At 70.4% G+C, this 12,772-nt stretch carries 10 protein-coding genes; 6 read left to right on the top strand and 4 right to left on the bottom strand.

The genetic code is table 11. The features are described 5' to 3' along the window. Positions 1–313: 313 nt before the first annotated feature. Positions 314–844, top strand: coding sequence for a hypothetical protein (locus tag ACFFGE_RS07135; RefSeq protein WP_376835569.1), 531 nt, complete (start codon positions 314–316; stop codon positions 842–844). A gap of 806 nt (positions 845–1,650) precedes the next feature. Next, complete coding sequence (locus tag ACFFGE_RS07130) at positions 1,651–2,277, top strand: hypothetical protein (protein WP_376835568.1); 627 nt, start codon at positions 1,651–1,653, stop codon at positions 2,275–2,277. Between the two features lie 99 nt (positions 2,278–2,376). Here the strand turns inward: ACFFGE_RS07130 and rimM are convergent, their stop codons facing one another. From rimM to ffh, 3 genes are all read right to left on the bottom strand, one after another. Beyond that, a complete protein-coding gene (gene rimM, locus ACFFGE_RS07125; protein ID WP_376835567.1) occupies positions 2,377–2,907 on the bottom strand; it encodes a ribosome maturation factor RimM in 531 nt (176 codons plus the stop codon). Positions 2,908–3,273: 366 nt separating this feature from the next. Beyond that, positions 3,274–3,813 carry a 30S ribosomal protein S16 gene (rpsP, locus tag ACFFGE_RS07120; protein WP_376835566.1) on the bottom strand — a complete coding sequence of 180 codons (540 nt, stop codon included), beginning with the start codon at positions 3,811–3,813 and terminating at the stop codon, positions 3,274–3,276. Positions 3,814–3,831: 18 nt separating this feature from the next. Beyond that, entirely contained in the window at positions 3,832–5,358 is a 1,527-nt protein-coding gene (ffh, locus tag ACFFGE_RS07115) for a signal recognition particle protein (RefSeq protein WP_376835565.1), read from the bottom strand. A 453-nt stretch (positions 5,359–5,811) separates the two neighbouring features. On the opposite strand from ffh, the gene ppc reads away from it, so the two are divergent. Both ppc and ACFFGE_RS07105 read left to right on the top strand, forming a co-directional pair. Continuing rightward, positions 5,812–8,496, top strand: a complete 2,685-nt coding sequence (ppc, locus tag ACFFGE_RS07110; protein ID WP_376835564.1) for a phosphoenolpyruvate carboxylase — start codon at positions 5,812–5,814, stop codon at positions 8,494–8,496. A 148-nt stretch (positions 8,497–8,644) separates the two neighbouring features. Next, positions 8,645–8,977 carry a UrcA family protein gene (locus ACFFGE_RS07105; protein WP_376835563.1) on the top strand — a complete coding sequence of 111 codons (333 nt, stop codon included), beginning with the start codon at positions 8,645–8,647 and terminating at the stop codon, positions 8,975–8,977. Between the two features lie 73 nt (positions 8,978–9,050). On the opposite strand, the gene ACFFGE_RS07100 is transcribed toward ACFFGE_RS07105, so the two are convergent. Then, positions 9,051–11,225, bottom strand: coding sequence for a M3 family metallopeptidase (locus tag ACFFGE_RS07100; protein WP_376835562.1), 2,175 nt, complete (start codon positions 11,223–11,225; stop codon positions 9,051–9,053). A gap of 121 nt (positions 11,226–11,346) precedes the next feature. Between ACFFGE_RS07100 and ACFFGE_RS07095 the strand changes: the two genes are divergently transcribed. Together ACFFGE_RS07095 and ACFFGE_RS07090 are read left to right on the top strand one after the other, a co-directional pair. After that, entirely contained in the window at positions 11,347–12,198 is an 852-nt protein-coding gene (locus ACFFGE_RS07095; protein ID WP_376835597.1) for a glutamate racemase, read from the top strand. A 44-nt stretch (positions 12,199–12,242) separates the two neighbouring features. After that, on the top strand, positions 12,243–12,767 hold the full coding sequence (locus ACFFGE_RS07090) for an ATPase (RefSeq protein WP_376835561.1): 525 nt from the start codon (positions 12,243–12,245) through the stop codon (positions 12,765–12,767). The last annotated feature ends 5 nt before the right edge of the window (positions 12,768–12,772 follow it).

The raw sequence follows: 12,772 nt of genomic DNA, 5'->3' as shown, positions 1-12,772 counted from the left end.
CGGCCGCTACCGCCGGCGCTGGAGATCAGCTACCAACCCCCTGGGCTCTCATAATGATCGAGGGACCGGCGGGGGGCAGGTCACCAGGAAGACTGGGCCGGCTTCATGAGGAACAATCGAGCAGCGCGAGAGAGTGGCCGCACGAACGAGACATTCTACATGTACATCACGGCCGTGAACGCCAGCACCGGACGGACCACCACCCGAGTGTACGTTGACGGGCCGCGCGCTGCGGACAGCCCGGATCCAGCCCGCCCCACCGAAATCGGACCGGAGGTGAACCCCGATGCTCAACCTTGTTCGTAGTGGCCGAATGCATCGACTGTACGCGACCGTTGGTCTGACCTTTTTGCTGGCCAGCTTTGCGAGCCCAAACGCCGCCCGCGTCGCCCGCGACCAGGGCGTCGAACCGGGGGGCTGGCCCTACATGCAGCTCGTGGCTGAGAATTCGCTGGGGCATCGGCTGGAGATCGCGACCGAGGCGGGTATTCCAAATCATGCCGTCGCGGTCCTGATTATAGGCGACCAGACCTGGCGCTTCACCGATCTGGATTGCCCCCCCTTTCGAGCGGCGCTCGACGCCTTTCAGACCCTTCCGCCTCTCAAACCGGGACCCGCCCTGCTGCAGCCGGGAGCTTCGCGGGAACGCCCCATGCCGCCCTATCGGCCTCATGGGGAGCTCTGGACGATCAGGACGCAGCTTTATGCCCCCGACTGGTCGTCCATGGACGTGGAAATGCGCGGTAGCCAAGGTCCTTACGCCTTCTGGCTGACGGACACGGTAGCCGCCATTCAACGCTGCACCCCCCCGCCGCTCCGGCGGAGCCGTTCCCACAGGCCCTGATGCTGATGCCGATGCTGATGCCGTCACCTCCTCCGCAACAGGCATCTACCCTTGCCCCGACCGTGGCGGGTTTCAGTCGCCGGCTTCTTTCCGGATTCCGCCCAGGTTCGTCTGACGGTTGAGGGCAGCCAAGGCCCGTACGCCGGATGGGGCGCGCGGACCTTCGCCGATCTGTCCGCCTGCTCGGGCTGATGGGCTTCTCTCATGGCGAAAAAGCCAGGATCATACGAGACACCGGGGCCCACCAAGATCGTTCACTACGATCAAGACAATCGCGACGCAGCGATCTCAGGAGAGGAAGGACCGGAAGTTAATCCGGACGCGCAACCATGTCCTTGATGAGATTCGCTATTGCTGTGCTAGGCGGCTTGTTGATCCTAAGCATTGGCACTCCGTCCTTATCTCAGGATGTTGAGGACAGCGTCCGGAAGATCGGTCAGCGAGGCTATTTCCTGGTCGGGTACGAAACGCGGCGCAACGGCGACTGGGTCGTGGAGATCTATTCGCCGGCCAGACGAGACCCCGACGAGGAACCGGCGCTCGCGGCGCTAAGATCGCTGCGAACGCCAGCCGGACGGGAGCAGGAGGTGTGGATCGACTCAGCGACCTGCCCGGTGCTGGCGGACGTCGCCGATGCGCTCGACAGACTGGACATGCCGCAGCTTCGGTTACGGCCTCGGATCGCGACGGCTGATGCGATACCGCCCGCTCCGCGACCTGACGGCGCCAACTACATCGTCTGGGGCCGGGGGCGGCAACCGGACGGCGCCTTTGCGGAGGTTCGGCTTTCGGCGAACGCAGGTGAGTTGGTCGACCGTCTGAGCGCCGCGAACCAGGCGTTGCAACCGTGTTGGGCGGGCCCCGCCCCGAGCGCGCCGGTCCCCCCGAGTCCGTCTTCGGAACGGGCGGCGGCTCGGGATCACGAGCCTGCCCTGCCGACCCGCGCGGCGTTTCTGACGCCGGGGTCCGGCCGGGTCGTCGGCTACGAGGCGTTCGATCCCGAGGGCGTGCTGGTGCGACGCACGACCTTCACACCGACGCCCGGCTCGGATTTCGGGCGCGCGGCGGACGAGCGGGTCTGGATCGCGCGGCGCCAGGCGGTCGGAGCCGACGGTCGCGGGACGGTGGAGGTGACGACGTCGCTGGAATGTTCGACCCTTGTTCACGCCCTCGAGCAAATCGCGAACCTCGATCCAGGTGGCTTCGAGGTCATCGGCATCTCTCCGCCACCAGCTTCTCTGCCGCCCAGAACGTTCGACGGCTACACCTATCGCGTCTTCGGTCCGGGACGGGGGCGCGATCAGGCGAACACACGCCTGTCCGTCGAGAGCAACTCCGGCGAGGTCGGCGCGCTGGGCGCCCTGGCGGATCTCCAACTTCGCGACTGCTGGCGGCCCGCGCCGACGCCGGAGTCCTCAGACGTCGGAGAATGACCGCGCTGGAGGGCGCCGACAAGCGGGTCCCTGGTCCCGCGCCACCCCGCAGCCGATGATCCGACCCTCGGGTCGAGCCCGAGGATGACGGGTCAGACCCTAGGCGCCCGGCTCCGGTTCGCCGACCTCGGTCGGGCGGATCGCGCGCAGCCAGCCTTCGGCGGCGCGGACCTCGGGGACGGCGTCCTTGGTGAAGGGCAGGTACCAGGTGGCGCCGCCGCCCGTGGGCGCGATCTCCAGCATGTCGGAGGCGCCGAAGTTCTGGACCGCCTTGACCCGGCCGATCACGGCGTCGTCGGCGTCGCGGGCCTGAAGCCCGATGAGGTCGGTCAGATAGAACTCGTCCTCGTCCTCGACCGGGGGCAGGCGGTCGCGGGGGACGTAGAGCTTCAGGCCGCGAAGCGCGTCGGCCTGCTCCTTGGTGGCGATCTCCCTTACGCGGGCGACGACGCCCGCCTTGTCCGGCCGGGCCGAGACGATCGTCAGGCCGGGCGAGCCGTCGGCGCGGAGCAGGGGGCTGTAGCCGACCAGGGCCATCGGGTCGGCGGTATGGGCGGTGATCCGCACCTCGCCGCGAACGCCGAACGCCCCGCCCACCTGGGCCACGAAGACGAGTTTGGAACCGGTCATCCTTCTCCCCTCGGGGGAGAAGGTGGCTCGCGGCGCGAGACGGATGAAGGGGTGTCGGCGCCGATGCCGGCCGCATGTCCAGACCGTCGCCGGTTCATCACGACGAACACAACGGAGGGCGCAGAGGGCGCAGCGACGTCGCGGAGCCGCGCCGCAGACGCCTCGTCGGCTGACCGGAACGACAAGGCGCTTCGCGCGCCGCCCCACAGGTCCCGTCGTGTCCGCTGTGACCTCGCTGTGGCCGCCGTGATCCCTTGATCACCTTCGGATAGCCACAGGGCGTTCGCGCCAACACCCCTCATCCGTCATGCTCCGCATGACACCTTCTCCCACAAGGGGAGAAGGGTCGTGCTCTGGCGTCGGGTCTCAGCCCTCGGCCTTTTCCTCGGTCGCCTCTTCGGCGGCGGGGGCGGCTTCGGCGGCCGGAGCCTCCTCGGCGGCCGGAGCGTCTTCAGCGGCCGGAGCCGGCGCGGCGGCCGCGGCGGCGGCGGCTTCAGCCTCGGCCTTGGCGGCGGCTTCGGCGTCGGCCTTGGCCTGGGCCTCGGCCTCCAGACGGTCGGCCTCGCGCTGGGCCCGCTCGGCGGCGCGCTCCTGGGCCTTCTTGCCCGGCTCGCCCTTCTTCGGGTTGTTGCCCTGGGTCCACTTGACCTTGGCGCCGAGGGTTTCGTCCTGGCTCAGGAAGCGGGCGACGCGGTCGGTCGGCTGGGCGCCCTTGCCGAGCCATTCGGCGATGCGCTCGACCTTCAGGGCGACGCGCGGGGTCGGGCCGTCCTTGGGCAGCATCGGGTTGTAGCTGCCGACCTTCTCGATGAACTTGCCGTCGCGCGGCGCGTGGCTGTCGGCGACGACGATGTGGTAGTAGGGGCGCTTCTTGGCGCCGCCGCGGGCCAGACGAATCTTCAGCATTCTCAGTCTCTTCTCAGGTTAGGTCTTCTTGGTGGGGAGGCCGGGCAGGCCCGGAAGCCCTCCCGGAACGGAACCGCCCCCGAGGCCGGCGAGCCGGTCCTGGAGGGCCTTCATCTCGTCGCCCGAGGGTTCGGGCAGCTTGCCGCCGCCCATGGCCTTCAGCCGGGCCATGTCGGCGCCGCCGGGGCCGCCCATGCCGGGAAGACCCATGGCCTGGGCCATGCGGGCCAGGTTCTTGCCCCCGCCCCGGGTCATCATCTTCACCGCGTCCTGCATCTGGCGGTGCTGTTTCAGGAGGCGGTTGATATCCTGCACCTCGACTCCGGCCCCGGCCGCGACGCGGCGCTTGCGGCTGGCGTTGAGCAGGTCCGGCTTCTTGCGCTCGGCCTTGGTCATGGAGCTGATGATCGCCTGCTGGCGGCTGATCATCCGGTCGTCGACGCCGGTCTCGGCCATCTGGGCCTTCATCTTGGCCACGCCGGGGAGCAGGCCCATGATGCCCTGCAGGCCTCCCATGCGCTTCATCTGATCCAGCTGGGCCGCCAGGTCGTCCAGGTCGAACTGACCCTTGGCCAGCTTCCGGGCCATCTTCTCGGCCTTGGCCTGGTCCAGTTCCTGACTGGCCTTCTCGACCAGGGCCACGATGTCGCCCTGGCCCAGGATGCGGCCGGCGACGCGGCGGGCGTCGAAGACGTCGAGCGCGTCGACCTTCTCGCCGGCGCCCAGGAACTTGATCGGCAGGCCGGTGACCGCCCGCATGGACAGCATGGCGCCGCCGCGCCCGTCGCCGTCGGCGCGGGTCAGGACCAGACCGGTCAGCGGCAGCCGCTCGTGGAAGGCCTTGGCGGTGCGCACCGCGTCCTGACCGGTCAGGCTGTCGGCGACCAGCAGGGTCTCGACGGGCCTCGACACCGCCGCGACCTCGGCCACCTCGGCCATCAGGGCCTCGTCGAGCGTGATGCGGCCGGCGGTGTCGAGGATCAGGACGTCGAAGCCCTGGAGCTTGGCCGCCTGCAGCGCGCGGCGGGTGATCTGGACCGCGCTCTCGCCCTGAACGATCGGCAGGGTCGCGACATCGATCTGCCTGCCCAGCGTGGCCAGCTGCTCCATCGCCGCCGGGCGACGGGTGTCGAGCGAGGCCATCATGACCTTCTTCTTCTCGACCTTGGTCAGGCGCAGCGCCAGCTTGGCGGAGGTGGTCGTCTTGCCCGACCCCTGCAGGCCCGCCATCAGGAAGACCGCCGGCGGATTGGCGTTCAGATTGATCGGGACCGGCTCTTCGCCGCCCAGCATCTCGACCAGGCCGTCGTAGACGATCTTGATGACCTGATCGGCGGGCTTGACCGAGCGGATGACCTCCTCGCCCGTGGCGCGCTCGGTGGCGAAGGCGATGAAGTCCTTGACGACCGGCAGGGCGACGTCGGCCTCGAGCAGGGCTACGCGCACCTCGCGCATCGCCTCGGCCACGTCCTTCTCGGACAGGGCGCCGCGCCCGGTGATCCGGTCGAAGACGCCTGTCAGCCGCTCGTTCAGAGCCTCGAACATCAACACCTCGTCAGGGCGACAAACGACCTCAGCCCCCGTGGACGTATGACGTCGACGGGGGTTCCTCTCCCGGCTCGTCCCGTGGCTCCCTTCGGCGAAGGGCGGGGGTCGTCCGGGTGGAGGCGCGAGGTTCACTTGCGCCGGAAGCGGCGGCTTATGGCGGAAAAGGCGGGCGAGGGCAAGGCGAGGCGCGCGGGTGGTGTCCTCCCCCATAGCGCAGCGTATGGGGGAGGGGGACCACGCGCAGCATGGTGGAGGGGGCGAGTTCAAGCGCCGGTGTCTGGAGTCGCCCCCTCCACCGCTTCGCGGCCCCCCTCCCCCGCGCGCGGGGGAGGAATAGGGATGGCGGCGCGCATCCGCACATTGCGTTTCGCGTTCAGTCAGCCGGTGGCCATCCCCCGCCAGGCGGCCTAGGCTCGCGCCATCCCGCCCTCCCCAGACGCGAGACGCCCGATGATCCAGGCCGCCGACGATCGACTGCGCGACGAGGTGCGGGCGCTGGGCGCGCTGCTGGGCGAGGTGATCCGCGACGAGGGCGGGGAGGCGCTCTACGACCGGATCGAGGCGGTGCGCCAGGCCTCTGTCGGCTATCACCGCCACCCGGGGCCGGACGGCGCGGCGCGGCTGGAGGGCCTGCTGAACGATCTGCCGCTGGATCAGGCGGTGGGTCTGGCGCACGGGTTCGCCGTCTTCTCGCTGCTGGCCAACATCGCCGAGGACCGGGCGGGCAAGCGACGCGCCAGGGCCCAGGCCGAGGCCGCCGCGCGGCCGGACACCCCCGAGGGGGCGATGAAGCGGCTCCAGGAGGGCGGGCGCGGGCCCGACGAAGTGCGGTCCCTGCTCGAGGGGGCGCTGATCTCTCCGGTGCTGACCGCCCACCCGTCGGAGGTGCGCCGCAAGAGCGTGATCGACCGGATCGCGGCCATTTCGGACCTTTTGGATCGCTCGGGCGAGGACCTGACGCCGGACGCGGCGCTGAGGCGCCAGGTGGTGATCCTGTGGGCCACGCGGCTGGTGCGCGCGTCCAAGCTGGTGGTGCAGGACGAGATCGACACGGTGGTGTCCTTCCTGGAGGGGGTCTTCCTCAAGGTCGCGCCGGGGCAGCTGGCGGACTGGCGCCGCCGCCTGGACGCGCCGGAGCTGAAGCCCTTCATCCGCATCGGCAGCTGGGTCGGCGGGGACCGGGACGGCAATCCGAACGTGGACGCCGGCACGCTGAGGGCCGCCTTCGCCACCCAGTCGCGGGCGGCGCTGCGCTTCTACATGGACGCGACCCATGCGCTGGGGGCCGAGCTCAGCCTGGCGGGATCGCTGTCGGACGTGACGCCGGAGCTGAAGGCGCTGGCCGAAGGGTCCGGCGACCGTTCGCCCCACCGCGCCGACGAGCCCTATCGCCGGGCGCTCAGCCAGATCTACGCGCGGCTGTCGGCCACCCATCTGAAGCTGACGGGAGAGGCGGCGCCCCGGCCCGCGTCCTTCGCGGCCGAGGCGTACGAGGGGCCGACCGCCTTCGCGCGGGACCTGGGCGTGCTGCACGACAGCCTGGTGTCGCGCCACGGGGCGGCCTTCGCCGACGACGCCCTGGCCGAGCTGATCACGGCGGTGGAGATCTTCGGCTTCCATCTGGCGACGCTGGACCTGCGCCAGAACGCGGACGTGCATGAGCGGGTGGTGGCGGACCTGCTGAAGGTGGCGGGCGTCGAGGCCGACTATCTGTCGCTCGACGAGGCGGGGCGGCTGAGGGTGCTGGAGACCGAGCTCGGGTCCGCGCGGCCCCTGTTCAGTCCGTATGCGTCCTATGCCGAGGAGACGCTGAAGGAGCGGGCGATCCTGGAGGCGGCGCGGGCGGCGCTGGAGGCCTTCGGCCCCGACGCGATCCGCACCCACATCGTCTCCAAGACCGACGCGGCGTCGGACCTGCTGGAGGTCTATCTGCTGCTGAAGGAGGTCGGGCTCTACCGGCCCGAGGCGCCCGGCCAATGCCCGATCCAGGCCGCGCCCCTGTTCGAGACGATCGACGACCTGCGCGCCGCCCGCGCCACCCTGGAACGGCTCCTGGCCAGCCCCGCCGCCCTGGCGGTCGCCCGGGCGCGGGGCGTGCAGGAGGTCATGATCGGCTATTCGGACTCCAACAAGGACGGCTCGTACCTGACCTCGACGTGGGAGCTGAACGAGGCCTCGCGCGCGCTTCTGGAGGTGACCGAAGCGGCCGGCGTGCGGCTGCAGCTGTTCCACGGCCGGGGCGGGGCGGTGGGACGGGGCGGCGGCTCCTCCTTCGCCGGCGTGGTCGCCCAGCCCAAGGGGACCGTGCGCGGCCGCATCCGCATCACCGAACAGGGCGAGGTCATCGCCAACAAGTACGGCGACCCCGACATCGCGCGCCGGAACCTGGACGCCCTGACCTGCGGCGTGCTGCTCACCTCGCTGCGGCCCGCGGAGGACGAGGCGTTCGGCGAGCGTCACGGGGAGACGATGGCGGTCCTGTCCCAGGCGTCGATGCGCGCCTACCGGGCCCTGGTCTATGAGACCGACGGCTTCGTCGACTATTTCCGCGCCGCCACCCCGATCGCCGAGATCGCCGACCTGAAGATCGGTTCGCGCCCGGCGTCGCGCAGCGCCTCGACGCGCATCGAGGACCTGAGGGCCATTCCCTGGGTGTTCAGCTGGTCCCAGAGCCGGGTGATGCTGCCCGGCTGGTTCGGCTTCGGCGCGGCGGTGCGCGACGCCGGCGCCGACATGGCCGAGCTCCGGCGGATGGCGCGGGACTGGCCGTTCTTCAAGACGCTGCTGCAGAACATGGAGATGGTCATGGCCAAGGCCGACATGACCATCGCCCGCCGCTACGCCTCCCTGGTCCCGGACCAGGCGCTGGCGGCCCGGATCCACGGGGCGCTGAAGGCGGAATACGACCTGACCCGGGCGGCGCTCCTGGACATCACCGAACAGGACGAGCTGCTGTCGGGACAGCCGGAATTGGACCGGCTGATCCGGCTGCGGATGCCCTATGTCGAGCCGCTGAACCACGTGCAGATCGAGCTGATCCGCAGGCGCCGGGCGGGGGACGAGGACCCGCGCGTGCGCGCCGGCATCCTCTTGGCCATCAACGGGGTCGCGGCGGGCCTCAGGAACAGCGGCTGAGCCCCGTCACGCGAGCGTCACCGTAAAGGCGGGGCGCCGACGTCCAAGATTCTTCGGCGATACACAAAACATCGGTCGTTCTGTCGGCGAAGCAGGGCAAAAGCCGCCCCGTCGCCTCCCCGCGACGTTCGCCAGAAGGATCGCCCCCATGCGTGCTTACGTGACCGTGTTCGCCGCCGTCCTGCTGTCCGCCGCCGCCCAGACCGAGGTCGAGGCCCAGGACCGTGACTATCGCATCGCCTACGGCGACCTGACCCTCGCCACGCCGTCGGGCGCCGCCGAGTTCGACGCGCGCGTGCGCCGCGAGGCCCGTACCGCCTGTCACGGCCGCTCGCCCCTGCAACGCCAGGACTGCGCCCGCCGCTTCCGCGACATCGCCATGGCCGAACTGCCCGCGCCGGCCCGCCAGGCCTACGCCGAGGCCCGGGGCGAGCGCCGCCTCGTCATGGCCCAGGCCGCCGACGCCAGCGGCATGGTCTGATCCCGGCGGGCGTGAAAAAGACGAAGGGCCGGAGCGGCGACGCTCCGGCCCTTCGCTGTTTTCAGGCTCGACCTCAGCTGGTCGGGAAGCCGCGCACGCGCAACAGGGCCGCCACGTCCGGGTCGCGCCCACGGAACCGGCGATAGGCCTCGCCGCGATCCGACGAATTGCCTTCCGCCAGGATGATCGATTTGTAGCGGGCGGCGATGTCCGGATTGAACACGTCGCCCGACTCCTCGAAGTAGGCCCAGGTGTCGGCGTCCATCACCTCGGACCACAGGTAGCTGTAGTAGCCGGCCGAGTAGGCGTCCGAGGTGAACAGGTGATTGAACTGCGGCAGGCGGTGCCGCATCACGATCTCCTTGGGCATGCCGAAGCGGGCCAGGCTCTCGCGCTCGAAGGCGTCGATGTCCGTCGGCGGCGTGGCGCGGGTGTGCAGGTCCATGTCCACCAGGGCCGACGACAGGTAGCTGACGGTCGCATAGCCCTGGTTGAAGGTGGACGCGGCCTCGACCTTGTCCACCAGCGCCTGGGGCATGGGCTCGCCGGTCTGGTAGTGGCGCATGAAGCCGTCCAGGATCGGCCGGCTCAGCACCCAGTGCTCGTGCACCTGCGACGGGTATTCGACGTAGTCGCGCGGCGTGTTGCCGAGGCCCGGATAGGTGACCTTGTACGACAGATAGTGCAGCGCGTGGCCGAACTCGTGGAACAGGGTCTCGGCGTCGTCGAGCGAGATGAGGATCGGCTCGCCGCCCTCGGCCTTGATGAAGTTGTTGTTGTTCGACACCAGGCTGTTGCCGCCGCCGTCGTAGCCCCAGCCGAGGCGGTAGCTGGTCATCCAGGCGCCCGAGCGCTTGCCCGGGCGGGCGAAGTCGTCGGAGTAGAACAGGCCGACGTGCGACCCGTCGGACTTGTTCTTGACTTCGAACACCTCGACGTCCGGATGGAAGCCCGGGACGCTGCCGGCGGGCACCGGGGTGAAGGTGAAGCCGTACAGGCGCTCGGCCATGTAGAAGGCGCCGCGCTTGACCGCGTTCAGCTCGAAGTAGGGCTTGAGCTCATTCTGATCGAGGTCGTACTTCGCCTTTCTGACCTTCTCGGCGTAGTAGAGGTAGTCCCACGGCTCGATGTCGTGACCTGCGATCGCGCGCATGTCGGCGACCTCCTCGGCCACGCGGGCCTTGGCCGGCTCCCACACCCGCATCATCAGGTTCATGGCCGCCTCGGGCGTCCTGGCCATGGTGTCCTGCATGCGCCACTCGGCGTGGTTGGCGTAGCCGAGCAGACGGGCCCGCTCGGCCCGCAGCCGCACGATCTGAGCGATCAGGGCGTTGGTGTCGTTGCCGTCGCCGTTGTCGCCCCGGTTGACGAACTTGCGCCAGACCTGCTCGCGGAGCGCCCGGTCGTCGGCGAAGGTCAGGAACGGATCGACGCTGGAGCGGGTGTTGACGACGGCCCAGCCCGAGAGGTTGCGCGCCCGCGCGGCGGCCGCGGCGGCGGCCTTGTTGGAGTCCGGCAGGCCCGCGACCCCCGCCTCGTTCGGGATGTGGGTCCAGGTGTTCTCGTCGGCCACCACCTTCTGGCTGAAGCTGGTGAAGGCGTTGGCCAGCGCGGTGTTGATGCGGCCGAGCTCGGCCTTGCCGGCGGCGTCCAGAGCCGCGCCGTTGCGGATGAAGCTGTCGCGGCTGCGTTCGGCCAGGCGCGTCTGCTCCGGCGTCAGGCCGGCGGCGGCGGCGTTGTCGGCCACGGCGCGGATGCGCTGGAACAGGCGCTCGTTGAAGGTGATCTCGTCGCCGGCGGCGGACAGGAGCGGCGACACCTCGGTGTCGACGGCGTTGTAGTCGTCCGAGCCGATGTTCGAGGTCATGACGCCGAAGATCGCGGTGGCGCGGTCCAGCGGCTGACCGGCCAGCTGCATCGCCACCATGGTGTTGGCGAAGGTCGGCGGCTCGGGATTGTTCGCGATGGCGGCGATCTCGGCGCGCTGCAGCTCGATGCCTTCCAGGATCGCCTCACGCAGCTTGGGGGCGGTCACCTGGTTCCACGGCGGCACGCCTTCGTAGGGGCCGGTCCAGGGCTGGAGCAGCTCGGCGCGGGGCGGGGTGTTCGGCAGGACGGCGCGGGCGATCCGGAGGTCCTCTTCCAGGCCGGCGGCGCTCGGGGCCGCGGCGTTCATCGCGCCGGCGGTGGCGCAACCGGTCAGGGCGAACAGGCTCGCGCCGCCGATGAGAAGGTGTCGTCTGTGCATGATCGCTCCCGATCGTTGTTCTTGTCGTGACGCACCCTAGGCCACATCGCGCCTGAGCGTCACATGAACGGATTGTAATGCCGGGTTGGACGCGACGCTCCGTCGCGGCTACAGGCCGCGCATGGCCATCGGCGTCTTCGACTCTGGGGTGGGCGGGCTGACCGTCCACCGTGAACTGACCCGGCGCTTTCCGGAGCGCGACTTCGTCTATCTGGCGGACCAGCTGCACGCGCCCTACGGCGGGCGGGGCGGCGAGGAGATCGTCGACCTGACGCGGGCCGGCTGCGAGCGGCTGTTCGAGGCCGGGGCGTCGGTGATCGTGCTGGCGTGCAACACCGCCAGCGCCATCGCCCTGAGGCGGCTGCAGCAGACCTGGCTGCCCGGCGAGCGCGAGCGGCGCAGGCGACCGGTCAATGTGCTGGGCATCATCGTGCCGACCATCGAGGCCGCGACGGGCCAGCCCTGGACCCACCAGATCGACCGCCCCTCCGACAAGAAGGAGGCGATCGACGTGCTGGGCGTCTTCTGCACCGCCGCCACGGCGATGAGCCGGGTCTATGAGATCGAGATCGACAAGCGCAGCGAGGATCTGGCGGTGTTCTCCGAGCCGTGCCCCGGCCTCGCGGGTCTGATCGAGCTGGGGGCGCCGGAGGAGGAGCTGCGGCTCGTGATCCGCGACCATGTGGACGCCCTGCGCCGCCGGATCGGGCGGCATCCGGACCGGGCGGTGCTGGGCTGCACCCACTATGAGATCACCGCGCCCCTGTTCGCCGAGGCCCTGCCGCCGGGCACGCCGGTGATCCACCAGCCGGGCGCGGTGGCCGACGCCCTGGAGCGCTATTTCCGGCGGCATGCCGAATACGGTCTGGGCGACAGCGGCCGCCGCGATTTCCTGACGACGGGCCAGCCGGGACCCCAGTCCGACCTCGTCGCGCAGTTCTGGGGCGCGCCCCTGACGTTCGAGGCCGCTTGACGCGGAGGGCGCGACGGCGCCCCCTCGCGGGGGGAGGACCCGTCATGAGGATCATCACCATCAGTCTGGCCGCCGTCGCCGCCGCCTGCATCGCCGCACCGGCCTCGGCCGAGGTCGTGGAGCGCGGCGAAGACGGCTTCGTCCTGGCCTTCGAGACGACGACTCCGGCGGAGGCGGAGGCCATCCTGGCCGCCGTCGGGCGTCCGGCGGCGTGGTGGAGCGACGCCCACACCTATTCCGGCTCGGCGGCGAACATCACCGTGGACCTGCGCCCCGGCGGCTGCTGGTGCGAGGCCCTGCCCGGGGGCGGGGTCAAGCACGGGGAGGCGGTGCTGGTCTGGCCCGAGCGCGGGCTGGTGCGGTTCGACGCGCCGTTCGGCCCGTTGCAGGACCTGGGCGCCGACGCCGTCCTGACCATGAGCTGGGCCGAGGCCGAAGGGGGCGAAGGGCGCCGTCTGCGCTGGAGCTTCCGGGTCAGGGGGGCCGGGGCCGGCGCCATGACCGACCCGGTGCACATGGTGATGGACGAGCAGTTCCGCCGCTTCGCCGCGCACCTGGCGGGCGGCTGATCAGA

Origin of the sequence: Brevundimonas balnearis, assembly GCF_042434805.1 — a bacterium.
GTDB lineage: Bacteria > Pseudomonadota > Alphaproteobacteria > Caulobacterales > Caulobacteraceae > Brevundimonas > Brevundimonas balnearis.
This window is presented reverse-complemented; position numbering and strand designations above follow the sequence as displayed.